A 23,479-nucleotide genomic window follows, 5' to 3' on the forward strand; every position below is an offset into this window, starting at 1 on the left:
CTGGTCGAGCCGGCCAAACACCTTTACCTGACGGCCGGCGATGGACGCTGACGAGACCCGGCCCGAGCATCGCGACCCCTGAAACGGGGGTCTCTGGCGGGCCGCGGCCCCGGTGCGCACCTTGGCGGCACGGCTCGTCGCCCCAAGACGTACTGACCGCGGAGGTGGGTGGAGGGCAGCCGCATCCTGTACCTCCCTCGCACCCACCCGGCGTGGGAGGGTCGGGCATGGTCACGGCAGACGACAACGAGCTCGAGGCGTTCTGGGACATCGCCCGGGAGCACGCGGGTCTTGCCGGGGTGCCGGTCTACACGGGTGAGAACCCGGTGCGAACGCTGCAACCTCCCGCGTGGGCCTTCGGAGCGACCCCCGAGCAGGCTGACGAGCTGCTCGGACTGGTGCTCGACGGAAACAAGACGGCGACCGCGAGCTCGCTCGGTGACTACGCGAGGGAGGGCGAGCAGCCGCCCGAGCCCGGGCTGCTCGGCATCCTGCTCGACGGGGCCGGCCATCCGCGCGCCCTCGTCGTGACGACCGAGGCCCGGGTCGTGCCCTTCGACCAGGTAGACGCCGACCACGCCCGCGACGAGGGGGAGGGCGACCGCAGCCTCGAGCACTGGCGGACGGTCCACGAGCGCTTCTTCGCCGAGCACACCGATGGTGGCTTCTGGCCAGACATGCCGGTCGTGCTCGAACGCTTCCGCGTTCTTTACCCGAGAACCTGACCATTGGGTGGCACCCCGAGCCGGGTCAGACAGCCGCGTATGGCGTCGACGGCGCGGGGTAGCTGCTCTCCTGGGTCGGCATCAGTATCCACAGCACCGGGTAGATCAGCAGCTGGCTGCCGGGCACAACCAGGAGCAGCAGGACGAACAGCAGCCGCGCCTCCCACGGCGTGAGTCCGAACCTGCGCCCGATACCGGCGCAGACCCCGCCGAGGATCTTGCCGTCACGGCTGCGGACGAGGCCCTGGTGAGCGAAGGTGGAGCGGATGTCGTTCATGGTGATCCTTTGCTGGTTCGACTGGTAGGTCCAGCCTGCGACCTACGAGCCACCCCGACCATCAGGGACCGCCCTGCCCACACCCCTGGTGGACCCTGACGCAACCCCGACCCTCAGCCCGTATCAACCGCCGCCGGCCGCGCTCTGGTAGCCGACAGCCGACGCCGTGCGCCCTCGAGGAGGACGCTGCGTTCGGCCGATCCCGGTAGCGGAACCCCGTCGAGCGAGGAGACTTCACATGGCGTCACGATGGGCAACAGCAGCAGTGATCCTGCTGATCGGTGCCGGCCTCGGTGGATGCGGCAACGGTGACAGCCCGAGCACCTCGAGCGCCGTCACGGCCGCAGTCTCCATAGTGCCGACCGACCTGGCCCGAGCGACATCCGGCGACACCAACCTCGACGGCGCGGCCGACGCAGGCAAGGCCATGACCGCCGACGACCTCTGCGGGTTCCTGGCCGACGAGACGCCGAAGGTCATCGACCTGAAACCCGCCGAGTACGCCTACGCCACCTTCGGCGGGGCACTCCTGACCTTCTACAGCGGCAAGGGTTTGCTGACCGACATCGATGGCGCCGACATCGACGCTCTCGCGGCCAAGGGCTGCCCTGAGAAGGCGGCCACCCTGTTGCCGGTGCTGGGAGCGAGCAGCTTCGAGAAGCTGCTATCGCAGTAGCCTTCCAGCGCGTCACCCTTCGCCGAGTGTGCTCGGGCTCACGGTTGGGCACCTTGTCTGCCGGGTAGGGATTGGACAAGTCAATCCCCACCGAAGGAGCGCACATGTCAGACGACAAGCAGGTTGCCAAGGACCTCGTAGAGACGCTGAAGGACGGCGAACACGGCTTCGCCTCAGCCGCGGAGAAGCTGCACGACGGCGACCACCCCGAGTGGGCCACCAAGCTGAAGCAGCTCTCTGAGCAGCGGGCCGGCTTTCGACGCGAGATCGTTGCTCTGGGCGACGAGTACGGCGATGACGTCGACGAGAGCGGCTCCGCTGTCGCCGCTCTGCACCGAGGGTGGATCTCGCTCAAGGACGCCCTCACCGGTGACAACGCCGGCAGCGTGCTCGGAGCCGCCCTCACCGGTGAAGACCACACCGTGTCCGAGTACGAGAAGGCGCTGAAGCAGGATCTCAGCGACGGTTTTCGGGACGTCGTGACCCGGCAGCACGAAGCCGTTGTCGCCGCCCGCGCAGAGGTGAAGGCCCTGGAGACTGTCAACTGACGAGTGGCGGCGGCCCTACGGGCCCGCTCGTCTCGTCTCGTCGACGACCACGCCAGGTCGGCTGATCTCTGCTGACCTGGCGTGTATCAGGCAGGTCCATCGCCACACTGATGGGTGTCGACGAAGGTGCAGGCACGCGCGTTCGACGCCTCCATCCTGTGAGGGGATGGCGCTGGGCGGGGCCTGAACCGCCCAGCGCTTCACGTCGTGGCCGGCGTCCAGGCGGCAGCCGATCCCGCCTGGACGCCGGCCAAGATCACGCCCAAACCCGCGTCGAACAGCGCGTCGCACGTGCAGCCCTCCCCGCAGCGCCCGACCAGCCCCGCCTGACGCCGGGTCTGCGCGGCAGCGACAGAGCCGAGCAGGTGGTGCACGATCAGCTCCACGACGGCCGCACCGTCTGACGCGACCGGCACCAATCTTGCTACCGCTCCGTACAGCGCGTTCAGGGCCGGGACGGCCAGCGGGTCGACCGCGTGGGCCAAGGCGACGACGTCGGCGCCGTCGGGCACGGTGACCAGGGCCGCGCGCAGGGCCCGGGTGTATCCGACCACGGCTTCACCGGCAGGCAGGTGCAGGCTCGGGGCGGGGACCTGCTCCCACAGCACGGCGGCGACCTCGACGATGAGCTCCTGCTTGCTGTCGACGTGCCAGTAGATCGCACCGGGCGCCACTCCCAGCTCACGGGCCAGTCGGCGCATCGACAGGTCGCCCAGACCATAGCGGCGCAGCAGGTCGACCGCGGTCTCGACCACCTGCTCGCGGGTCAGGGCCATGCCACCTCCTTCCCCGTACCGCGCGGCCACGTTGACAGCGAAGGGCGGGCACTCGGCATACTGAACGCGGATGCAGTTGAACACCGTTCAGTGGTCGCGCGCAAGGAGCCCCATGACCCGCCGTTTCGATGACCTCGCCAGCGCCGTGCTGGCCGGCACCTCCGCCTCCCCCGCCGACGCGCTCGAGGTGCTGCGCGCGACCGACGACGAGCTGCTCGACCTGGTGACGGCGGCAGCCCGTCTGCGGCGCCGCTACTTCGGCAACACGGTGAAGGTCAACTATCTCGTCAACCTCAAGTCGGGTCTGTGTCCCGAGAACTGCAGCTACTGCTCGCAGCGTCTCGGCTCGCAGGCCGACATCCTCAAGTACACCTGGTTGAAGACCGACGAGGCGATCGCCCAGGCCACCGCCGGGCTGCGCGGCGGCGCCACGCGCGTCTGCATGGTCTCGAGCGGTCGGGGCCCCACCGACCGTGATGTCGAGCGGGTGGCCGGCATGGTCGGAGCCCTCAAGCAGGAGCACCCGCAGGTCGAGGTGTGTGCCTGTCTCGGACTGCTCAAGGACGGCCAGGCCGAACGGCTGCGCGAAGCCGGCGTCGACGCCTACAACCACAACCTCAACACGGCCGAGAGCCACCACGGCGAGATCGTCACCAGCCACACCTACGCCGACCGGGTCGATACGGTGACCAAGGCCAAGGGCGCCGGGCTATCCCCCTGCTCGGGCCTCATCGCCGGCCTGGGTGAGAGCGACGAGCAGCTCGTCGAGGCGCTCTTCGCCCTGGAGGCGCTCGGCTCCGACTCCATCCCGATCAACTTCCTCATGCCGTTCGACGGCACGCCCCTCGAGGGCACCTGGGACCTGACTCCCACCCGCTGCCTCAAGATCCTGGCCATGGCCCGGTTCGTGTGCCCCGACAAGGAGATCCGCATCGCGGGCGGCCGCGAGATGCACCTGAGGTCGCTGCAGGGCCAGGCCCTCCACGTGGCCAACTCGATCTTCCTGGGCGACTACCTCACGTCTGAGGGGCAGGCCGCCGAGACCGACCTTGAGATGATCCGTGACAACGGCTTCGTGGTGCTCGGGTCAGACGACGACACCAGTGGCCTTGGCAGAGCCCGCGTTCCGGCCGGCGCACTGGTCGGCGCCGATGTCGGCCTCGCGTCGCACGACCCGGCCAAACGCCGCCGCGGAGCAGGTACAGACGCCTCACCCAATGCGTGAGCATGCCTGACCTGCAAGCAGTCTCAGCGTCGTCGCTCAGCGAGCGTGACCGAGGGCTGGTCTGGCACCCCTACGCCCCCCTCGACGGGCCACCGCCGTATGCCGTGACGTCGGCGTCTGGGGTTCGGCTCGGTCTGACCGCTGCCGACGGTTCGACCTACGAGGCGATCGACGCGATGGCCTCGTGGTGGTGCGCCGTGCACGGCTACCGCCACCCGGCCCTCGACGCCGCCGCCCACGACCAGATCGACCGGTTCAGCCACGTCATGTTCGGGGGTCTCACCCACGAGCCGGCGGTGGCCCTCGCCGAACGGCTGACGGCCATCGCACCTGGTCCGATGGCGCACGTGTTCTTCGCCGACTCGGGGTCGGTATCGGTCGAGGTGGCCCTCAAGCTGGCCCTGCAGTACCAAGCGGCGCAGGCTCGCCCCCAGCGGCAGCGCTTCCTCACCGTGCGGGGCGGCTACCACGGCGACACGTTCGCCGCGATGAGCGTGTGCGACCCGGTCGACGGCATGCACTCGGCCTTTCCCGGCATCCTCGCGAACCACGTCTTCGCCCCCCGACCCCCACCCGCCCGCTTCACCCCCCCGCCACCCCCGCCTCCCCTACCTCCCGCGAACGACTCGTTCGAGGTCGAACGCACCGGCACACCAGCACGTTCGCTCACCAGCAGCGCGTTCGACGCGGGCTGGGAGGTCGACCAGGCTGCCCTGGCCGAGTGGACGGCATCCTTCCGACGTCTGGCGGCCGAGCACTCCCACGAGCTCGCAGCGGTCGTCGTCGAGCCGGTGCTCCAAGGGGCCGGAGGTATGTACGTCTACCACCCCGCCTGCCTTCGCACGATGCGCGAGGTCGCCGACGAGCACGGCCTGCTGCTGGTCGTCGACGAGATCGCCACCGGCTTCGGTCGCACCGGCCGGCTCTTCGCCACCGAGTGGGCCGATGTGTCACCCGACGTGATCTGCGTGGGCAAAGCTCTGACCGGCGGATACCTCACTCTCGCAGCGGTACTCACCACTCGGGCTGTGGGTGAGGCGATCACCCGCTCGCAGTTCCGCACGCTGTTGCACGGGCCGACGTTCATGGCCAACCCGCTGGCCTGTGCAGTGGCGGGGGCATCGCTCGGCCTGCTCGACCTGCACTGGGCCCACGACGTGCAACGCGTCGGCGCCGCCCTGGCAGCAGGGCTGGCCGGCGCCCGTCACCTACCGGTGGTGCGCGACGTGCGCACGCTGGGCGCGGTCGGCGTCGTACAGCTCAGCGAGCCCGTCGACGTGGTGGCACTCACCCGTGCCGCGCTCGACCGAGGGGTCTGGGTGCGCCCGTTCCGAGACCTCGTCTACACGATGCCGCCCTACCTGTGCACCGACGCCGAGATCGCCACCATCACCGCCGGCATCGTCGGCGCCGTCGAGCAGGTGCACGGCCGATGAGCACGAGCGGGTGGGACGCCTGGCTCACAGAGCGGGCCGAGCTGCGCTGCGCGCGCGGCACCGTGCGCACCGATCCGGTGCTGCGGTCGGGTGGCCTCCCCCTGCTCGACCTTGCCTCCAACGACTACCTGGGCCTCGCGTGCGACCCCCGGGTCGTCGCAGCGGCCCACGAGGCGCTCGACCGCTACGGCGCCTCCGCCAGCGCTTCTCGGCTCGTGACGGGCACCCTCCCCGTGCACCACGACCTCGAGGCGGCCCTGTGCGCCCTGACCGGTCAGCCGAGCGCCCTCGTGTTCTCGACCGGGTACGCGGCCAATCTCGGCGCCCTGACCGCGCTCAGCGGCCAGGGGGCACAGATCCTGCTCGACGCGCACGCCCATGCGTCACTGCACGACGCCGCTCGAATGTCGCGGATGCCGAACGACACCTTTGCGCACAACGACATTGCCGCCCTCGAGGTCGCGCTTCGTGAGCGGCGGGGTTACCGGGTGGTCGTGGGGGTGGAGTCGATCTACTCGGTGCTCGGTGACCATGCTCCGCTCGCCGACCTCGTCGAGGTCTGCGCACGCCATGGCGCGATGCTCGTCGTCGACGAGGCGCACGGCATCGGTGTGGCGGGCGGCGGGCGCGGCCTGCTGTTCGAGCTCGGCCTGGTAGGCGCGCCCGATGTCGTCGTGACAGCCACCTTGTCGAAGTCGCTCGGCTCGCAGGGCGGGGCGGTCTTGGGCGCCGAGCCGATCCGTGAGCATCTGCTCAACACGGCCCGGCCCTTCATCTTCGACACGGGGCTCGCTCCTGCGTCTGCCGGCGCCGCCCGCGCCGCCGCCGAGATCGTCTCTGCCGATGCTTCGCTCGCGGCCTCGGTGCGATCCAACGCCGCCACGATCAGTGAGGTCTGCGGCATCCGCGCGTCGGCCGGTGCCGTGCAGTCGATCCCGATGTCCACCCCGGATGCCGCTGTCGCCGCCTGTCTCGACCTGCGCGCCCGCGGTGTGCTCGTCGGCTGCTTCCGCCCGCCCAGCGTGCCCGACGGGGTGTCCCGCCTCCGGGTCACCGCCCGGGCCGACCTGTCTCCAGTCGAGGTGGCCGAGGCCGCCCACCTCGTGGCCGAGGTTTCCCGCCACTACCGCGGCGCCGCCGCATGACCACCGGGTGTACGAAAGTGGCCACTCGACTGGGCTTTCGGTCGAGTGGCCACTTACGCACGGCCCAGCCACCGCCTTCGTCGGCCCCTCGCACCGAACTGAACACGTGATGGGCGACCGTCTACCGCGCGTGATCGTCGTGTCCGGCACCGACACCGACGTCGGCAAGACGGTCGTGACCGCAGCCATCGTCGCCGTGCTTCTCCAGGCGGGGCGGCGCGTCGCCGCCTACAAGCCGACCCAGACCGGGGTAGGCCCCGACGAACCGGGTGACATGGCCGAGGTGACCCGACTGACGGGCGTGATCGGCCGGGACGGGGTGCGGCTGCGCGCTCCCATGGCGCCCCGCCCAGCGGCATCCCTTGAAGGCGCGGTGCTCCCCAGCCTCACCGCTCACCTCAGTGTGATCGGGGCGCTGGCCGAGCACCACGACCACGTCGTCGTCGAAGGTGCCGGCGGCCTGCTGGTCGAGCTGACCGAGGCTGGTGAGACCCTGGCCGACCTGGCCGCCGCCCGGCCCAGGTCGGGCGTTGTCGTCGTGGCCCGAAGCGGGCTGGGCACGCTCAACCACACGATGCTGACCCGAGAAGCCCTGGCACGACGGCAGATCCGCTCGCTCGGCATCGTCATCGGCGCCTGGCCCGAGCAGCCCACCGTGATCGAGCAGACCAACCGCGACTACCTCGGCGCACTCCCCGAGGGGCTGCTCGGCGCGGTGCCGTGGGGAGCGCCCGCCCTGGCCCCCGCCGTCTTCGCCGACGAGTCAGCAGCCTGGCTGCCGGGACTGCTTCAGCGCCTTGGCACGCCCTGACGGCGCAGGCCGTACACGATGCCGTCGGTGAGGGCCCGCCACGAGGCCGCCAGGATCGAGCCGGCCACCCCGATGGTGTTCCACGAGGTCTCGCCGTCGGAGGTCTCGATGAGCACGCGGGTGATGGCATCGGTGCCGTGCGAGGCGTCGAGGATGCGCACCCGGAAGTCGATGAGCTCGACCTTCTCAATCTCGGGGTAGGCCCGGGTCAGGGCTTCGCGCAGGGCATGGTCGAGGGCGTTGACGGGGCCGTTGCCCTCGCCGGTGGCGATGAGCCGAGAACCATTGGCTCGCAACTTGACCGTCGCCTCCGACGTGGCATCGCCCGCGCCGGACGAGTCGGTGATGACCCGCCACGACTCGACCTCGAAGTAGTCGGTGCAGCCGGGCTCGAGCGCCTCGTGCAGCATCAGCTCGACGGTCGCGTCGGCCGCGTCGAAGGTCCACCCCCGCATCTCGAGGGCCTTGACCTCGGCAAGCACGCTGGCCACGATGTCGGGTCGGTCAGACAGATCGAGGCCGGCCTCGCGCGCCTTGAGCTCGATGCTCGCCCGACCAGCCATGTCAGAGACGAGGGTGCGCATGCCGTTGCCGACTCGGGCGGGGTCCATGTGCTGGTAGAGGTCGGGGTCGACCTTGAGGGCGCTGGCGTGCAGGCCGGCCTTGTGCGCGAAGGCGCTGGCGCCGACGTAGGGCTGACGGCTGTAGGCCGGCACGTTCGTCACCTCGCTGATGGCGTGGGCGACGTGCATCGAGCGGGCCAGCGACTCCTCCGACATCGCGTCGAGGCCGAGCTTGAACTGCAGGTTGGCGGCGACCGTGAGCAGGTCGGCGTTGCCGGTGCGTTCGCCGTAGCCGTTGACCGTGCCCTGCACATGGGTCGCGCCCGCCCGTACCGCCGCCACGGTGTTCGCTGCGGCGCAGCCGGTGTCGTTGTGGCAGTGCGCGCCGATGCGGGCGCCGGTCGAGGCGATCACGTCGGCGACGATGGTCTCGACCTGGTGCGGCAGCATGCCGCCGTTGGTGTCGCAGAGCACCACGACCTCGGCGCCGGCGTCATGGGCGGTGCGCACGACCGAGAGCGCGTAGTCACGGTCGAGGTGCCATCCGTCGAAGAAGTGCTCGGCGTCGAGGAAGACCCGCCGACCGTGCCCGACGAGGTGGCTCACGGTGTCGTTCACCATGGCCAGGTTCTCGTCGAGCGTGGTCCGCAGGGCTTCCTCGACGTGCCGCACGTGTGACTTCGCCACCAGACACACGACCGATGCCCCGGAGTCGACCAGCGCCCGCACGAGCGGGTCGCTCTCGGCCGCGCCGCCGGCCCTGCGGGTCGCCCCGAAGGCGGCCAGCGTGGCCTGTCGGAGCGGCAGCTCGGTCTTGGCCCGCTCGAAGAACTCCGTGTCCTTCGGGTTGGCCCCGGGCCAGCCGCCCTCGATGAAGTCGACCCCCAGGTCGTCGAGCAGACCGGCAATGGCCAGCTTGTCAGACACCGAGAGGTTGAGCCCCTCCTGCTGGGCGCCGTCGCGCAGGGTGGTGTCGTAGACGTGCAGGGCTTCCATGGCCGTCCTTGTCGTGGAACTGGTTCGTGCGCGTCTCGCCGCGCTCGCTGCTCATTCTCTTGGATGCCGCTGGGCCGGGGGTGGTGGCTCCGTGGCGGTCTCCCGAAGGGGTGTCTCGGGAAACAAAAAGACCCCCCAGGGTTCGGGAGGTCTGCGCGACGAGTGGTACTCGTCGCGCTAGCTGATAATGAGCGTGGCGGTAGCCACGAGGTGCTTGATCACAGCCTCACCGTAGGGCTCGTGGAACGGCCGCGAAACCCGGGGTCCGAATGGTGGACCTGCCGTCTCACCTCCTACCGCCGGTTCGAGGTACTTCGGCGCGGTGGGTCGGGGCGGATCACCGCGAATGACGGGCTTCCTCCACCAAGGCGTCGAAGAGCCGGCCGTCGGTGTCGACCTCGGGGTGCCACTGCACGGCGACCCGGAACCGCGCGTCAGCGTCCTCCATGGCCTCCAGCGTGCCGTCCGGCGCCCACGCCGATGCAACGTAGCCCGGGTGAGTCAGCACCGACTGGTGGTGGTGGCTCGGCACCTCGGGCAGCGTCGCGCCGAGGATCGCGGCGATGCGGCTGCGCGGCACCGTCGACACCGGATGGTGCGAGTACTCCGGCCCGAGCGGCGAGTGCACGTCGTCGCCCGTGCGCTCCGGCACGTGCTGCTCGAGCCGTCCCCCGGCCGCGACGGCCATCACCTGCATCCCTCGGCAGATGCCCAGCACCGGCACGTCGAGCTCGCGCGTCACGGCGGCCAGGGCACCCTCGGTCGCGTCGCGGTCGGACCGCGACGCCTGCACGCTCGGATGCGGTGCCTCGCCGTAGAGCAGAGGGTCGACGTCGACTCCCCCGGCGATCACGACCCCGTCGAGGCGCTTGACGAGCTCGCGAGCCAGGGCCTGGTCGCCGTCGACTCGCGGAGGGATGAGCACGGCGATGCCACCGGCATCCTCAACGTGGCGCACGTAGGCGTGCGGCACCAGGGCGGCGGGCACGTCGGCCCACGACCCCCAGCTCGCGCGCTCGAGGTAGGCGGTGATGCCGATGACAGGCCGGTTCACGATCGGGGTCCTCTTGCTCAGGGTGGGTCAGAGCGGCGTCACGTAGGCACCGGAGATGCCGCCGTCGACGAGGAAGGTCGAGGCGGTGATGAAGCTCGACTCGTCGGAGGCCAGGAACAGCACGGCGTTGGCCATCTCCTCCGGCTCACCGAACCGCCCCATCGGCACGTGCACCAGACGACGGGCGGCACGCTCCTCGTCGGAGGCGAACAGCTCGCGCAGCAGTGGCGTGTTGACCGGCCCGGGGCAGAGGGCGTTGACCCGCACGCCCTGGCGGGCGAACTGCACCCCCAGCTCGCGTGACATCGAGAGCACCCCACCCTTGCTCGCGCTGTAGGAGATCTGCGAGGTGGCCGCCCCCATCACGGCGACGAACGAAGCCGTGTTGATGATCGAGCCCTTGCCCTGTTCGAGCATGTAGGGCAGGGCCGCCTTGCAGCACAGGTAGACCGAGGTGAGGTTGACCTCCTGTACCCGGCGCCACGCCTCGAGCTCGGTGTCGAGGATGGAGTCGTCGTCGGGCGGGCTGATGCCCGCGTTGTTGAACGCGATGTCAACCGAGCCGAACTCGGTCTTGGCGGTCTGGAACAAGGCGTCGACGTCAGCCTTGCTGACGACGTCGCAGCGCACGAAACGGCCTCCGACCTCCTCGGCGACGGTCGGCCCGTTCACCTCGTCGAGGTCACCGATGACGACCTTGGCCCCCTCCTGCGCGAAGCGCCGAACGGTGGCCAGACCGATGCCCGAGCATCCTCCGGTGACCACCGCCACCTTGCCCTCGAGCCTGCCCTCACGGTTACCTGCCATGCGAATCCCCTTTCAGGTCTGCGGAGCCCACCATCATTCGGTGGCGATGAACACGTTCTTGACGTCGGTGAACGAGTCGAGGGCATCGGGCCCCAGCTCGCGCCCGAGCCCGCTCTGCTTGAAGCCACCGAACGGGGTGGAGTAGCGCACGCTGCTGTGGCTGTTCACCGAGAGGTTGCCGGCCTCGACGCCACGCGCGACGCGCAGTGCGCGTCCGATGTCGCGCGTCCAGATCGATCCCGACAGACCGTACGCCGTGTCGTTGGCCTTCTCGATCGCGTCGGCCTCGTCGTCGAACGGCAGCACGGCGACCACTGGCCCGAACACCTCCTCGCGCCAGACGCGGTCGTTCGTCGACCGTGGTGTGACCACGGTCGCCGGGTACCAGTAGCCGGCCCCCTCCGGCGCCTCGCCGCGAAACGCCACCTCGACCGGTTCGTCGGCGTTCTCGACGAACGAGCGAACGGTCTCACGCTGACCCGCGCTGATGAGCGGACCCATCTGCGCGGCATCCTCGCTCGGGTCGGTCACGACGACCCCTCGCACGGCAGTCTCGAAGTGCTCCATGAACGTGTCGTAGGCGCTGCGCTCGACGAGGATGCGGCTGCGTGCGCAGCAGTCCTGGCCGGCGTTGTCGAAGACGGCGTAGGGCGCCTGCGCGGCCGCGAGCTCGAGGTCGCTGTCGGCGAAGATGATGTTCGCGCTCTTGCCTCCCAGCTCGAGCGTGACCCGCTTGACCTGGTCGGCCGCCCCACGCATGATCTGCTGGCCCACGGCTGTCGAGCCGGTGAAGCAGACCTTGCGCACTGCCGGATGGGTGACGAACCGCTCCCCCACGACCGTTCCTTTGCCCGGCACGACCGTGAAGACTCCATCGGGCAGGCCGGCCTCGAGCGCCAGCTCACCGAGCCGCATCGCGGTCAGCGGCGTGAGCTCGGCGGGCTTGAGCACGACGGTGTTGCCGGCCGCCAGCGCAGGAGCGAAACCCCAGCCGGCGATCGGCATCGGGAAGTTCCAGGGCACGATGATCCCGACGACTCCGAGCGGCTCCTTGAAGGTGACGTCGATGCCCCCGGCGACCGGGATCTGGCGGCCGAAGTTGCGCTCGGGCGCAGCGGAGAAGTAGCCGAGCACGTCGCGCACGTTGCCCGCCTCCCAGCGGGCGTTGCCGATCGTGTGGCCCGAGTTCTCGACCTCGAGCCGAGCCAGCTCTTCCTGGTGGTCACCGACGAGGTCGGAGAAACGGCGCAGCAGCAACCCTCGATCGGCCGGAGACACCGCCCTCCACCCGGATGCCGCTGTGCTGGCCCGCGCGATGGCCTCGTCGGTCTGTTCCACCGTCGCGAGCTCGACCGTGCGCACGACCTGCTCGGTCGCCGGGTTGACGACCTCGTGCACCATGCTCATCGTGCTCATCGCTCGCCCTGCCTATCCGTCCGCGGTTCGAGGTATTCCACCGCGGTGGGCCGGCGCGGAACACCTCGAACCCGGCAGGGAGGGGCGGGGGTGAGGTCAGAGGCGTTCGAAGCCACGGCGGCGCTCCCAGTCGGTGACGAAGGCGTCGAAGGCCGCGATCTCGACGTCGGCGGCGTTGACGTAGTGGTCGATCACCTCGTCACCCAGCAGGCGCCGGGCGAGGGTCGAGGCGTCGAGCAGGTCGCGCGCCTCGTGCAGGGTCTTGGGCACCCGCACCTTGTCGGAGGTGTAGGCGTTGCCCTCGAACGGGGGCTCGAGCTCGAGCTGTTCCTCGATGCCGTGCATGCCGCCGGCCATCATGGCCGCGACCGCCAGGTAGGGGTTCACGTCGCCACCACCGAGCCGGTTCTCGACGCGGATCCCGGCCCCATGGCCCACGACACGCAAGGCACAGGTGCGGTTGTCATGGCCCCAGGAGACCGCCGTCGGCGCGAACGAGCCATTCGCGAACCGCTTGTAGGAGTTGATGTTCGGTGCGTAGAAGTAGGTGAACTCACGCATCGTGGCCAGAATGCCCGCGATGAAGTGGTCGAACATCTCGCTGTGCCCGTGCTCTCGTGACGCGTCGGCGAACGAGGTCGACCCGTCGGCGCCCCGTAGCGAGAGATGGATGTGGCACGAGCTGCCCTCGCGCTCGTCGAACTTGGCCATGAAGGTGATGGACTGGCCGCGCCGGGCCGCGATCTCCTTGGCTGCGTTGCGGTAGACCACGTGGTTGTCGCAGGTGGGCACCACCTCGTCGAAGAGAAACCCGATCTCGTGCTGACCGAAGTTGCACTCGCCCTTGGCGCTCTCGACCACCATTCCGGCGGTGTACATCTCGTTGCGGATCTCACGCAGCAGCGGCTCCACCCGGTCGCCGCCCAGGATCGAGTAGTCGACGTTGTAGCGGTTGGCCGGCGTCAGCCCGACGTAGCCCCGGTCCCAGGCCGCGTCGAAGGAGTCCTCGAACACCATGAACTCCAGCTCGGTGCCGCAGTAGGCCACCTGACCCAGCTCGGCCGCCTTGGCCACCTGGGCCTTGAGCACCGCCCGGGGCGACTGCACGACCGGCCCCTTGTCGTCGGGCCAGATGAGGTCGCACTGGACGGTCGCCGAGTGCGCCGCCCCCGGTGTGCGCCGCAGCGTCGCCAGGTCCATCTCGAAGACCATGTCGCCGTAGCCGCGCTCCCAGGAGGTCATGGCGTAGCCGTCGACCGTGTTCATCTCGACGTCCACCGTGAGCAGGTAGTTGCAGCCCTCGGTGCCCTGACCGAGCGCGTGGTCGAGGAAGTAGTGGCCGTGCAGGCGTTTGCCCTGCAACCGGCCCTGCATGTCGGTGAAGGCGACGACGACGGTGTCGACCACGCCCGACTCGATGTCGGCGCGCAGCTGCTCGATGGTCAACCGTGGTGGTGGGGCCATGGTGGTCCTTTCCTAACCGATGAGTCCGCGAAGCAGGGCGGAGGTTGCGTCACAGTGCTCCTCCATGACGGTGCGAGCCCGTTCGGCGTCGCCGCCGAGGATCGCGGTGACGATCTGCTGGTGCTGCAGATCGGAGTGGTCGATGTTGGGCCGCAGCACCGGGATCGCCGTCAGCATGTCGTGCAGCGCGGCCTGCGACCGCGTCACCGCGTCGATGAGCATGGGTGATCCGGCGAGCGTGGCGATGGCGAGGTGGAGGCGTGAGTCGGCCACGCGGTGCGCGGCCGGGTCGGGCGCCCGGTCTACCTCCCGCAGGCTGTCGGAGAGCCAGGCCCGCTGGTCACCCGCCAGCGGCTGGGTGGCCGCCTGCCAGGCCGCCCCCGGCTCCACCACCCGGCGGAAGATGAGGGCATCGCTCAGCGAAGCCCCGCTGCGCGCCGTCGAACCGGCTGCCGGCGTCTGGCCGGTGTAGGTCACCCGGGTGCCACCACCGCGGCCGCGACGGGTAGACACCAGTCCGCTCTCACGCAGGGCCGCGATGGCCTCGCGGAGGGTGTTGCGGCTGACGCCGACCCGTTCGGCCAGCTCGCGTTCGGGCGGTAGCAGCTCACCGTCGGCCAACACCCCGAGCCGGACCGCCGTAGCGAGCTGTTCGACGGTGTTCTCGAAAGCGTTGCCCGGGGCGGGTCTGAGCACGGCCTCAGGCAGCGAGGTCACCCGGTTGACGGCTAGCACCCCTTGATCCAATACCCCGCCCGACGCCACGTCAATGGTACGTCTTTGAACCATTGTCAGCCCATGTCCTGGAGTCGGAGACGGAGCCCCGAGGGGTCGTACGGGGGCCGGGTCCCGACCGAGATCGCGTACCGTACGCCGGCCACGTCGATCGCCCAGGACCCCGAACGGGCCCACCCGAGGGAGGCGAGACCGGCCTCTCGGTCGCCGACGAGGGCCAGACCCACGACCGCACCGACGGTGGCTCCCCACGAGGCGCTCGTCACCTGCCCCACCGGTCGACCGTCGCGCAGCACCAGCTCGCCGCCCCAGGCGAAGTCGAGCGCGTCGTCGGCCACGAAGGAGAGGACGCGTCGAGCCGGCCCTGACGCCCGTACCCGTTCGACGGCATCCCGACCGAGAAAGTCAAGGCCGGAGTCGAGCTTGCACGCGAACGTCAGGCCCGCGGTGACGGGGTCGACATCGCTGGTCAGCTCGCGGCCGAAGGCCCGGTAGCCCTTCTCGAGTCGCAGCGCCTCGATCGTGTAGTAGCCGGCCGGCCGCACCCCGAGATCCTGTCCCGCCTCGAAGAGCAGGTCGTAGACCCCGCCGGCCAGCTCGGTGGGCACGTAGAGCTCCCAGCCGAGCTCGCCGACGTAGGTGATCCGGGTGGCCCGCACGCGCGCCTGCCCGAGCCGCACCTCGCGACTGGTCGCGAAGGGGAACGACACGTCGTCGAACGCATCGGGCGAGAGCCGGGTCAGCAGCTCCCGTGAACGCGGCCCCATCACCCCGAACACGGCGTACGAGCTCGTGAGGTCGACGACGCTGACCTGGTCTCGCGACGGCACGTGACGGCGAATCCAGTCGAGGTCACGCACCGTGGTCGCCGCGCCGCTGACGACCAGAAACTCATCGGCGCCCACCCGCGTCACCGTCACGTCGGCCTCGTAGGTGCCGCGCCGGTTCAGGATGCCGGTGTAGACGCAGGTGCCGACCGGCCCACCGACGTCGGCCGAACAGATCCACTGCAGGGCGTCTTCTGCTCCCGCCCCGACGACGAGGTACTTCGAGAACGAGGTCTGGTCGAAGACGGTGACCTCGTGTCGCGTCGCCCGCTGTTCGTCAGCCGACCAGGTGAGCCACCCGGGCCTCCCCCAGGTGTAGTCGATCCTGGGCGTAACACCCACGGGCGCAAAGACGTTCGCGCGCTCCCAGTGGTTGCGACTGCCCAGGCAGGCTCCCTGGGCCACGAGGCGGTCGTGCACCGGGGAGAGGCGCGACGGCCGGCCGGTCACGAGCTCACGGTTCGGATACGGCACCGCGTAGTGCTGCCCGAGCACCTCGCCGACCCTGGCCCGAAGCCAGGCGTGGTTGCCCGATAGCGGCGAGAAGCGCCGGATGTCAGCGCTCGCAAGGTCGGTGGTCGCCGCACCCTCCACGATCCACTCGGCCAGGGCGAGGCCGGCGCCCCCTGCCGAGGCGATCCCCACCGAGTTGAAACCCGCTCCCACGAAGAAGCCCGGCAGCTCGGGCGCCTCACCCACGATGAACTGGTTGTCGGGTGTGAAGCTCTCGGGGCCGTTGTAGAACTTTCGGATGCCGGTCTCACCGAGCACCGGGAGCCGGTGCACGGCGTTGTCCATGATGACCGAGAAGTGCTCCCAGTCCTCGTCCAACAGTGCGAACTCGAAGGGGTAGGGAATCGCGTCGGGTGACACCCACGGCTTGGCCTCCGGCTCGAACCCGCCGACAAGCAGGCCGCCCACCTCCTCCTTGACGTACGTGTAGCCGTCGGGGTCGCGCAGGATCGGCAGGTCGCGGTGGACGCCCTCGATCTGGTCGGTCACTACGTAGAAGTGCTCCGCCGAGTGCAGGGGCACGGTGACGCCCGCCATGGCCCCCACGGCATTGGCCCACTGCCCGGCACAGTTGACCACCACCTCGGCCTCGACGTCACCGGCATCCGTGCGCACTCCAGCTGCCCGGCCGTCGCGCACGAGCACGTCGGTCACTCGTACCCGCTCGAGCAGCCGCGCGCCGAGCTGACGGGCGCCGCGGGCCAACGACTGGGTGAGGTCGGTCGGGTTCGCCCGTCCGTCGCCCGGCAGCCAGATCGCGCCGAGAACATCGTCGACCTGCATCAGCGGAAAGCGTTCGTGGGCCTCGTCGGCGGTGAGCAGGCTGCACTCGAGGTCGTACGCGGCGGCGTTGGCCACGGTGCGCCGCAGCTGGGTCATCCGTTCCGGGGTGCGGGCCACGGTCAGACCGCCACAGACGCGGTAGCCCGTCGACAGCCCGGTCTCGGCCTCGAGCCTCGTGTAGAGATCGGTGGAGTACTGCACGAGACGCGTGCTGGCCTCGGTGGCCCGCAGCTGGCCGACGAGCCCCGCCGCGTGCCAGGTGGTGCCTCCCGAGAGCGAACCCTGCTCGAGCAGCAGCACATCGCGCTCGCCCAGGTGCATCAGGTGGTAGGCGACGCTGGCACCGATGACACCGCCACCGATGATGACGATGCGCGCTCGGTCGGGAAGAGCCCCTGTCTCGGTCACGGCCGGCACGGCCGCCCCGTCATGCCGGGTCCGCCGTCACGGCGCTCAAGAGCGCGTCGAGACGAGGGCTGGTCAGCAGGGCCGCGGCGGGTTCGAAACGCTCCATGGCGAAGGCCCAGAAGTCGTGCTCGACGTCGGAGACCGAGTGTTGGATGACGCCCCACAGCGTCCAGGCGTAGCGACCGACCATGCCCCACAGCTCGGCCCGCGCCACCAGCGCCGCTAACGCCTCGGTGTCCTCGGTGCCCTCGGTGGCCCGTCCGCTGTAGCTCGCGACGAGCTGGGTCAGCGCCCCGCGGTCGAGGTGGCTCTCACAGGCCAGGTTGCCCAGCTCGAACGACGGCTCGTTCATGCCGGAGTACTCGTAGTCGATGATGCGCAGGTCGCCACCGTCGTCGAGGATGTTGGCGGCCAGCAGGTCGTTGTGGCACGGCACCAAGGTCTCTGGTCGCAGCCGAAGGGCCTGCTCGACGCGGGCCACCGTCGAAGCGAGATCGTCGTAGCCGGCCGGCAACGGCATCCTGCGCGCGGCGACCACCTCGGCGTACCGGCGCTGCACGCCGAACATGTCGAAGCGGGAGGCGAAGGGCGGGCCCCCGTGCAGTCTCCTGAGCGTTGCCGCGAGTCGGGGCAGGTTGGCCTCGACGTCGTCGGCCGTGTAGGTGATGCCCGGCAGGAAGCCCACGACGAGTACGCCTTGGCCCGGCAGGTAGTCGACCACGGGGGCGCCCACCCCCGCGGTCGCCGCGGCGCGTGAGTTGACCCATTCGTGATCCCGGTCGACGCTCAGCAGGTCGGTCGTCGTCGACGACAGCCGCACCACGACGTCGTGGGACGCCGTTCGCACCCGGAAGTTGTGGTTGGTCAGTCCGCCGGGTAGCTCACGGATCTCGAGCGGCCGGCCCAGGTGGGGCAGCTGGGCGAGCGCGTCGTCGAGACGCCCCGTCGAGGACGAGATGGCGTCACTCGCCGAACGTCTCGACCACCACGGGGTCGATGGTGCTCTTCGGGCCCTTGAACCAGTGCCGCGCCGAGACCTGCCACCAGATGCCGAGCACGATCAGTGAGCCGATGGTGAGGATGGGTGCGTAGTTGACGAACTTCCAGTCGAAGTCCTCCGTGAACGGCACGCCCCCGGGAACGAAGGGGAGGATGAAGTAGACCGAGATGATGGCGATCTCGATGACCGCGACGAGGTTCATCCACTTGTACTTCTGGCCGTTGTTCCACGAGCCGGGCTCGAACGCGTCGCCCATCCTCCATCGCAGCCAGATCGGGATGAGGAACGCGAGGTAGAGCCCGATGACAGCCACCGACACCACTGCGTAGAAGGCGGTGGGAACGATGAGGGGTTCCGCCTCGGTGCCGATGTTGACCTCCACGAGCGCGGGCAGGGTGATGATGGCCGAGACGACGGCGACGAGCATCACGGCGTTGGCCGGCACCCGGGCCGGGGTGAGGGTGGCCCACAGCCGCGAACCGGGGATCGCACCGTCGCGACTGAAGGCGAACGTCATCCGCGACGAGCTGGTCATGCACGCGGTCGTGCAGAAGAACTGCCCCACAGCAGAGATGAGCAGGATGAGCGTGGCCCACTTGGTGTCCATGGCGTGAACGAAGATGTACGCGACGCCACCACCTCCGACACCGGCGTTGTCGGGCTTGCCGTCAGCACCGTTGGGCACTGCGAAGAGGAAGCACAGCAGCAGGATCCAACCGCCGATGGCCGAGTAGAAGATCGAGCGCCAGATGCCTTGTGCCGCAGCCTTGGAGGCGGTTGCGGTCTCTTCCGACAGGTGGGCTGAGGCGTCGTAGCCGGTGATCGTGTACTGCGTCAGCAGCAGCCCGAAGGGAACGATGAGCAGCCAGTACGTGATCGAGCTCGTCGACCCGTCGGCGTAGCCGGAGTTGTTGAACCGCTCTGTGAACACGTAGGAGAAGGTCTGGTGCTGGGCCGGAACGATGATGAGGATCGCGATGATGAGCGCGGCACCCACCACGTGCCACCAGACCGACACGTTGTTCATCACGGCCATCAGGTGACCGCTGAAGATGTTGAGCGCGGCGGCCAGCACGAGCACGACGACGAAGATCAGGAAGACGCGGGTCAGGGAGTACCCCGACGCGTACGACTCCGACCACGTGCTCAGGGTCAGGTCGATGAAGGTGGCGCAGCCGTAGGCGACTGATGCGGTGACGGCGATCAACCCGATCAGGTTGAGCCAGCCGGTGAAGAAGCCAGCCCGCGGGCCACCCATCTTGTTTGCCCACCAGTAGATTCCACCGGACGTCGGATAGGCGGAGACCAGCTCGCTCATGGTCAGACCGATGACGAGGATGAGAGCCGCCACGATCGGCCACCCCCACGAGATCGCGATCGGGCCGCCGTTGTTGAAGCCCTGACCGAACGTGGTGAAGCAGCCGGCCAGAATCGAGATGATCGAGAAGGAGATCGCGAAGTTGGAGAACCCCGACCACGACCGGTCGAGCTCTTGCTTGTAGCCCAGCTCTGCCAGGCGGCGTTCGTCGTCGGTGAGGTCGGTCTGCTCAGCCATGCGGGCTCCTCTTCGGTCTGAAGTTGAGCCAAATGGAACACCCGCACGACCAGCCCTGTCAATGGTTCGATCTTGCACCTATGGCGGTCAGTACCGTTCGGTCCGTACTGTCCGAGTCGTGCTGCGGTCAGCAGCCGTGCATTCGGCTCTGACTTCGACCGCTGTCGGTCCAAGCACCACCCACCAACACCAACCGCGCGACGCGCCGCGCGACGCGCAAACAGAGTCGGTTTCACGACACCAACCGCGCGACGCGCCGCGCGACGCGCAAACAGAGTCGGTTTCACGACACCAACCGCGCGACGCGCCGCGCGACGCGCAAACAGAGTCGGTTTCACGACACCAACCGCGCGACGCGCCGCGCGACGCGCAAACAGAGTCGGTTTCACGACACCAACCGCGCGACGCGCCGCGCGACGCGCAAGGTGGGGTGGTGGGGGGGCTCAGCAGAGCTGCTCGAGCACCTCGGCGACACCGTCATCGTCGTTGGATCGACACACCCGGTCGGCAGCGGCCAGTACGTCGGGATGGGCGTTCGCCACCGCGAAACCGACCCCCGCCCAGGCCAGCATCGGCAGGTCGTTGGGCATGTCGCCGAAGGCCCAGATCTCTCCGGGCCCGATGCCGTGGGCAGCACACCATCGCTGCAGCCCGGAGGCCTTCGTGACGCCGGCCGCCGAGATCTCGGCCAGGCCGCCGGTTCCGGAGTGCTGCACCAGGCCGCGGCCGCCGACGATCTCGGCGACCCGCGGGATCACCTCGTCGGTGGGTAGCGCCTCCGTGCGGGCGAGCAGCTTGCCCACGACCGCATCGCGCGGCAAGGACTCCATCGGCGAAGGCACGAGTCCCTCCGGCACCCACCGCGGATGCAGCTCGGGGTAGTTGGGCTCGATGTGCACCCCGTCGGCCAGCTCGGCCGAGAAGCCGATCCCCGGCAGCGCGGCCCGCAGGTCGGCCACCAGCTCGTCGACCAGGTCGCGACCCAGCGGGTACGACGCCGTGACCCGGCGTGTCACCACGTCGTAGTCGAAGGCCCCGTTCGCGGCGATGATGGTCCCGTGGCCGCCGACGGCATCCGCCAACGGGTAGAGCCACCGCGGCGGCCGGGCCGTGACGAACACGACGTGGATGCCGTCCTGCTCGGCTGCGACGAGAGCCGCTTGGGTGCGCTCCGACAGGGAACCGTCGGTGCGCAGCAGGGTGCCGTCGAGGTCGGTCGCGACCAGGCGTGGCCGCGAGAACCCGGCGAGCGGCATCCGGGAGCGGTCGAAGGTTGGGCGTGGCACGGTCGCGTCAGACGAGCCGCGTCATCCAGCCGTGCGCGTCGTCGGTTCGGCCGTACTGGATGTCGAGCAGCCTGGACCGGATCGCCTCGGCATAGCGGTCTGCGTGACCCTCACCGCGGTGGTCGACCGAGCCGCCCTCCCAGCGCAGCTCGCCGACCGGCGTGACCACGGCCGCCGTTCCGCAGGCGAAGATCTCGACGATCTCGCCGCTCGCTGCGCCGCTCTTCCACTCGTCGATCGGGATGCGCCGCTCCTCGGGTTCGAGGTCGAGCTCTTTGGCCAGCTCGAGAATCGACCGCCGCGTGACGCCCTCGAGAATGGTGCCGGTCAGCTCAGGTGTGACGATCTTGCCGTCCTTCGTCACGAAGAAGAGGTTCATGCCACCGAGCTCTTCGATGTAGGTGTGGGTCGAGCTGTCGAGGAAGACCGCCTGGTCGCACCCGTGCTCGATGCCCTCCAGCTGCCCGGCGAGAGAGCTGGCGTAGTTGCCACCGCACTTGGCCGCTCCGGTGCCACCCTCGCCGGCGCGCGCGTAGTCGGTGGAGATCCACAGGTTCACCGGCTTGAGCCCGCCCGTGAAGTAGGCGCCGGCGGGCGAGGCGATCACCGAGTAGGTGATGCGGCGCGCGGGGCGCACTCCGAGGAAGGCCTCGGAGGCGAACATGAACGGGCGCAGGTACAGGCTCTTCTCCCCCTCGTCACCGGCCGGGACCCACTGCTGGTCGACGCTGACGAGCTGGCGAAGGGACTCGATGAAGTCGCCCTCACTCATCTCGGGCAGCGCCAGCCGACGGGCCGATCGGGCGAAGCGGGCGGCGTTGACCTCGGGGCGGAAGGTCCAGATCGAACCGTCGGCGTGGCGGTACGCCTTCATGCCCTCGAAGATCTCCTGGGCGTAGTGCAGCACGGCCGCGGCGGGGTCGAGCGAGAACGGGCCGTAGGGCCGCACGCGCGCATCGTGCCAGCCGTTCTCGGGGGTCCACGTGGCAACGACCATGTGGTCGGTGAACGTCGAGCCGAAGCCGGGGTCGGCCAGCACCGACGCGATCTGCTCTGGCGGGGTCGGGTCGTCGCGACGGGCGACCTCGAACGACAGCGGTCCCGGCGAGGCCGAGGTGACGTCGGAACTCATGACACTCCTCCAAAGCGGTCAACAGTGTGCTTCAGGCTATCTCCCACATGCTGAGACGGCGAAGTCGGGAGGGACACCCGACGAGTCGACAGGATGCCGCCCGGCCCGCTCACCGGCATCCCACCGCAGGACGGTGGGCCGAGCACCGACCGTCGTGAGCGCGTCAGAGCCGCGCGGCGACGGCGTCACCGACGGCGCTGGTGCTGCGGACGGTACCGGCACGCTCGGCGAGGTCGGCCGCCACGGCCGTCTCGACGCGCGCAGCGTCGGTGGGTCGGCCCAGGTGCTCGAGCAGCATCGCGACCGACAGGATGGCGGCGGTCGGGTCGGCCTTGCCCTGGCCGGCGATGTCGGGCGCCGACCCGTGCACCGGCTCGAACATGCTCGGAGTCGTGCGGGCCGGGTTGATGTTGCCGGATGCCGCGAGCCCGATGCCGCCCGCGATGGCAGCAGCGATGTCGGTGATGATGTCGCCGAACAGGTTGTCGGTGACGATCACGTCGAAACGACCGGGGTCGGTGACCATGAAGATCGTCGCAGCGTCGACGTGCTGGTAGGCGGTCTCGACGTCGGGGAACTCAGCGCTGACCTCCTCGACGGTGCGACGCCAGAGGTGGCCGGCGTAGGTCAGCACGTTGTGCTTGTGCACCAGGGTCAGGTGCCGGCGGGGGCGGGCCTGCGCGCGGGCGAACGCGTCGCGCACGACGCGCTCGACCCCGTAGCGGGTGTTGACGCTGACCTCCGTGGCCACCTCGGCGGGGGTGCCCACGCGCAGGGCACCGCCGTTGCCGGTGTAGGGGCCCTCGGTGCCTTCGCGCACCACGACGAAGTCGATGCCGTCGGGCGCCACGCGGGCGACGTCGAGCGGGCTCGTGACGCCGGGAAACAGCTTGGCCGGGCGCAGGTTGACGTAGTGGTCAAGGGCGAAGCGCAGCGGCAGCAGCACGCCGCGTTCCAGCACCCCGCTCGGCACGCTCGGGTCACCGATGGCCCCCAGCAGGATGGCGTCGTGGGCACGGAGCTCGTCCAGCACGGAGGCGGGCAGGGTCTCCCCCGTCGCGTGCCAACGCCGTGCGCCGAGGTCGTAGCTGGTGGTGGTGAACGTGGGGCCGCCGTGACCCATGACGGCCTCGAGCACCTTCAGGCCCTCGCCCACGACCTCCGGACCGATGCCGTCGCCGCCGATGACCGCGACCGAGTAGGCGTCCTTGACCGGCTGATCTCCCATGGTCCCACCCTATGAACCGTCTTGTGATGCGGAATCCACGTCTCACGGTGCGAACGCAAAGGCCCCCACCGGCGTCCGATGGGGGCCTTGCAC

At 69.6% G+C, this 23,479-nt stretch carries 21 protein-coding genes; 7 read left to right on the top strand and 14 right to left on the bottom strand.

Features of this window, described 5'->3' with window-relative positions:
* The first annotated feature begins 227 nt into the window (after window positions 1–227).
* Window positions 228–725 carry an ASCH domain-containing protein gene (locus BA895_RS10775; protein WP_070191863.1) on the top strand — a complete coding sequence of 166 codons (498 nt, stop codon included), beginning with the start codon at window positions 228–230 and terminating at the stop codon, window positions 723–725.
* A gap of 25 nt (window positions 726–750) precedes the next feature.
* Here BA895_RS10775 and BA895_RS10780 read toward each other — a convergent pair whose 3' ends face one another.
* Complete coding sequence (locus BA895_RS10780; protein ID WP_070191864.1) at window positions 751–1,002, bottom strand: PspC domain-containing protein; 252 nt, start codon at window positions 1,000–1,002, stop codon at window positions 751–753.
* A 238-nt stretch (window positions 1,003–1,240) separates the two neighbouring features.
* Here BA895_RS10780 and BA895_RS10785 point away from each other — a divergent pair, with 238 nt between their 5' ends.
* Entirely contained in the window at window positions 1,241–1,678 is a 438-nt protein-coding gene (locus tag BA895_RS10785) for a hypothetical protein (protein WP_139142601.1), read from the top strand.
* A gap of 104 nt (window positions 1,679–1,782) precedes the next feature.
* On the top strand, window positions 1,783–2,226 hold the full coding sequence (locus BA895_RS10790; protein WP_070191866.1) for a PA2169 family four-helix-bundle protein: 444 nt from the start codon (window positions 1,783–1,785) through the stop codon (window positions 2,224–2,226).
* 200 nt (window positions 2,227–2,426) lie between these two features.
* Here BA895_RS10790 and BA895_RS10795 read toward each other — a convergent pair whose 3' ends face one another.
* Window positions 2,427–3,002: a TetR/AcrR family transcriptional regulator gene (locus BA895_RS10795; protein WP_070191867.1), complete on the bottom strand. Its 576-nt coding sequence runs from the start codon at window positions 3,000–3,002 to the stop codon at window positions 2,427–2,429.
* Between the two features lie 112 nt (window positions 3,003–3,114).
* On the opposite strand from BA895_RS10795, the gene bioB reads away from it, so the two are divergent.
* From bioB to bioD, 4 genes are all read left to right on the top strand, one after another.
* A complete protein-coding gene (gene bioB, locus BA895_RS10800; RefSeq protein WP_070191868.1) occupies window positions 3,115–4,227 on the top strand; it encodes a biotin synthase BioB in 1,113 nt (370 codons plus the stop codon).
* Between the two features lie 2 nt (window positions 4,228–4,229).
* Window positions 4,230–5,663, top strand: a complete 1,434-nt coding sequence (locus BA895_RS10805; RefSeq protein ID WP_070191869.1) for an aspartate aminotransferase family protein — start codon at window positions 4,230–4,232, stop codon at window positions 5,661–5,663.
* On the top strand, window positions 5,660–6,808 hold the full coding sequence (locus BA895_RS10810) for an 8-amino-7-oxononanoate synthase (protein WP_070191870.1): 1,149 nt from the start codon (window positions 5,660–5,662) through the stop codon (window positions 6,806–6,808). The genes BA895_RS10805 and BA895_RS10810 overlap by 4 nt, the downstream gene beginning before the upstream one ends.
* Before the next feature lie 130 nt (window positions 6,809–6,938).
* The gene (gene bioD / locus BA895_RS10815) at window positions 6,939–7,619 is read left to right on the top strand and encodes a dethiobiotin synthase (protein ID WP_371327706.1); all 681 of its coding nucleotides are present in this window, start codon (window positions 6,939–6,941) and stop codon (window positions 7,617–7,619) included.
* Here the strand turns inward: bioD and cimA are convergent.
* The 12 genes from cimA to BA895_RS10875 all read right to left on the bottom strand — a co-directional run bounded on the left by cimA (window position 7,598) and on the right by BA895_RS10875 (window position 23,386).
* Window positions 7,598–9,178, bottom strand: a complete 1,581-nt coding sequence (gene cimA / locus BA895_RS10820) for a citramalate synthase (RefSeq protein WP_070191872.1) — start codon at window positions 9,176–9,178, stop codon at window positions 7,598–7,600. The two genes, bioD and cimA, sit on opposite strands and share 22 nt — an antisense overlap.
* A 337-nt stretch (window positions 9,179–9,515) precedes the next feature.
* Window positions 9,516–10,232 carry a gamma-glutamyl-gamma-aminobutyrate hydrolase family protein gene (locus tag BA895_RS10825; protein WP_083283209.1) on the bottom strand — a complete coding sequence of 239 codons (717 nt, stop codon included), beginning with the start codon at window positions 10,230–10,232 and terminating at the stop codon, window positions 9,516–9,518.
* A gap of 27 nt (window positions 10,233–10,259) precedes the next feature.
* Window positions 10,260–11,039, bottom strand: a complete 780-nt coding sequence (locus BA895_RS10830; RefSeq protein ID WP_070191874.1) for a 3-oxoacyl-ACP reductase — start codon at window positions 11,037–11,039, stop codon at window positions 10,260–10,262.
* A gap of 33 nt (window positions 11,040–11,072) precedes the next feature.
* A complete protein-coding gene (locus tag BA895_RS10835) occupies window positions 11,073–12,446 on the bottom strand; it encodes an aldehyde dehydrogenase (protein ID WP_070192014.1) in 1,374 nt (457 codons plus the stop codon).
* Between the two features lie 105 nt (window positions 12,447–12,551).
* The gene (locus BA895_RS10840; RefSeq protein ID WP_070191875.1) at window positions 12,552–13,919 is read right to left on the bottom strand and encodes a glutamine synthetase family protein; all 1,368 of its coding nucleotides are present in this window, start codon (window positions 13,917–13,919) and stop codon (window positions 12,552–12,554) included.
* A 12-nt stretch (window positions 13,920–13,931) separates the two neighbouring features.
* Entirely contained in the window at window positions 13,932–14,654 is a 723-nt protein-coding gene (locus tag BA895_RS10845) for a FadR/GntR family transcriptional regulator (RefSeq protein WP_070191876.1), read from the bottom strand.
* 56 nt (window positions 14,655–14,710) lie between these two features.
* Window positions 14,711–17,194 (bottom strand): FAD-dependent oxidoreductase, encoded by a 2,484-nt coding sequence (locus BA895_RS10850; RefSeq protein ID WP_254666419.1) that lies wholly within the window; start codon window positions 17,192–17,194, stop codon window positions 14,711–14,713.
* Window positions 17,195–17,204: 10 nt separating this feature from the next.
* Window positions 17,205–18,143 (bottom strand): phosphotransferase, encoded by a 939-nt coding sequence (locus BA895_RS10855; RefSeq protein WP_070191877.1) that lies wholly within the window; start codon window positions 18,141–18,143, stop codon window positions 17,205–17,207.
* A gap of 4 nt (window positions 18,144–18,147) precedes the next feature.
* Window positions 18,148–19,740 carry an amino acid permease gene (locus BA895_RS10860; RefSeq protein ID WP_070191878.1) on the bottom strand — a complete coding sequence of 531 codons (1,593 nt, stop codon included), beginning with the start codon at window positions 19,738–19,740 and terminating at the stop codon, window positions 18,148–18,150.
* 443 nt (window positions 19,741–20,183) lie between these two features.
* Window positions 20,184–20,996 (bottom strand): HAD family hydrolase, encoded by an 813-nt coding sequence (locus BA895_RS10865; RefSeq protein WP_070191879.1) that lies wholly within the window; start codon window positions 20,994–20,996, stop codon window positions 20,184–20,186.
* Window positions 20,997–21,033: 37 nt separating this feature from the next.
* Complete coding sequence (locus BA895_RS10870; RefSeq protein ID WP_070191880.1) at window positions 21,034–22,158, bottom strand: branched-chain amino acid aminotransferase; 1,125 nt, start codon at window positions 22,156–22,158, stop codon at window positions 21,034–21,036.
* A 163-nt stretch (window positions 22,159–22,321) separates the two neighbouring features.
* On the bottom strand, window positions 22,322–23,386 hold the full coding sequence (locus BA895_RS10875; RefSeq protein WP_070191881.1) for a 3-isopropylmalate dehydrogenase: 1,065 nt from the start codon (window positions 23,384–23,386) through the stop codon (window positions 22,322–22,324).
* Between the last annotated feature and the right edge of the window lie 93 nt (window positions 23,387–23,479).

The sequence above is a fragment of the Humibacillus sp. DSM 29435 genome, from assembly GCF_001758225.1.
Taxonomy (GTDB): Bacteria; Actinomycetota; Actinomycetes; order Actinomycetales; family Dermatophilaceae; genus DSM-29435.

Coding starts and splice junctions, on each gene's coding strand:
- BA895_RS10865 (WP_070191879.1), bottom strand. CDS start 20,996: ATGCCGCTCGCCGGGTTCTCGCGGCCACGCCTGGTCGCGACCGACCTC.
- BA895_RS10775 (WP_070191863.1), top strand. CDS start 228: ATGGTCACGGCAGACGACAACGAGCTCGAGGCGTTCTGGGACATCGCC.
- bioB (WP_070191868.1), top strand. CDS start 3,115: ATGACCCGCCGTTTCGATGACCTCGCCAGCGCCGTGCTGGCCGGCACC.
- BA895_RS10835 (WP_070192014.1), bottom strand. CDS start 12,446: ATGAGCATGGTGCACGAGGTCGTCAACCCGGCGACCGAGCAGGTCGTG.
- BA895_RS10785 (WP_139142601.1), top strand. CDS start 1,241: ATGGCGTCACGATGGGCAACAGCAGCAGTGATCCTGCTGATCGGTGCC.
- BA895_RS10870 (WP_070191880.1), bottom strand. CDS start 22,158: ATGAGTTCCGACGTCACCTCGGCCTCGCCGGGACCGCTGTCGTTCGAG.
- BA895_RS10805 (WP_070191869.1), top strand. CDS start 4,230: ATGCCTGACCTGCAAGCAGTCTCAGCGTCGTCGCTCAGCGAGCGTGAC.
- BA895_RS10780 (WP_070191864.1), bottom strand. CDS start 1,002: ATGAACGACATCCGCTCCACCTTCGCTCACCAGGGCCTCGTCCGCAGC.
- BA895_RS10860 (WP_070191878.1), bottom strand. CDS start 19,740: ATGGCTGAGCAGACCGACCTCACCGACGACGAACGCCGCCTGGCAGAG.
- BA895_RS10810 (WP_070191870.1), top strand. CDS start 5,660: ATGAGCACGAGCGGGTGGGACGCCTGGCTCACAGAGCGGGCCGAGCTG.
- BA895_RS10840 (WP_070191875.1), bottom strand. CDS start 13,919: ATGGCCCCACCACCACGGTTGACCATCGAGCAGCTGCGCGCCGACATC.
- BA895_RS10875 (WP_070191881.1), bottom strand. CDS start 23,386: ATGGGAGATCAGCCGGTCAAGGACGCCTACTCGGTCGCGGTCATCGGC.
- BA895_RS10790 (WP_070191866.1), top strand. CDS start 1,783: ATGTCAGACGACAAGCAGGTTGCCAAGGACCTCGTAGAGACGCTGAAG.
- BA895_RS10830 (WP_070191874.1), bottom strand. CDS start 11,039: ATGGCAGGTAACCGTGAGGGCAGGCTCGAGGGCAAGGTGGCGGTGGTC.
- cimA (WP_070191872.1), bottom strand. CDS start 9,178: ATGGAAGCCCTGCACGTCTACGACACCACCCTGCGCGACGGCGCCCAG.
- BA895_RS10795 (WP_070191867.1), bottom strand. CDS start 3,002: ATGGCCCTGACCCGCGAGCAGGTGGTCGAGACCGCGGTCGACCTGCTG.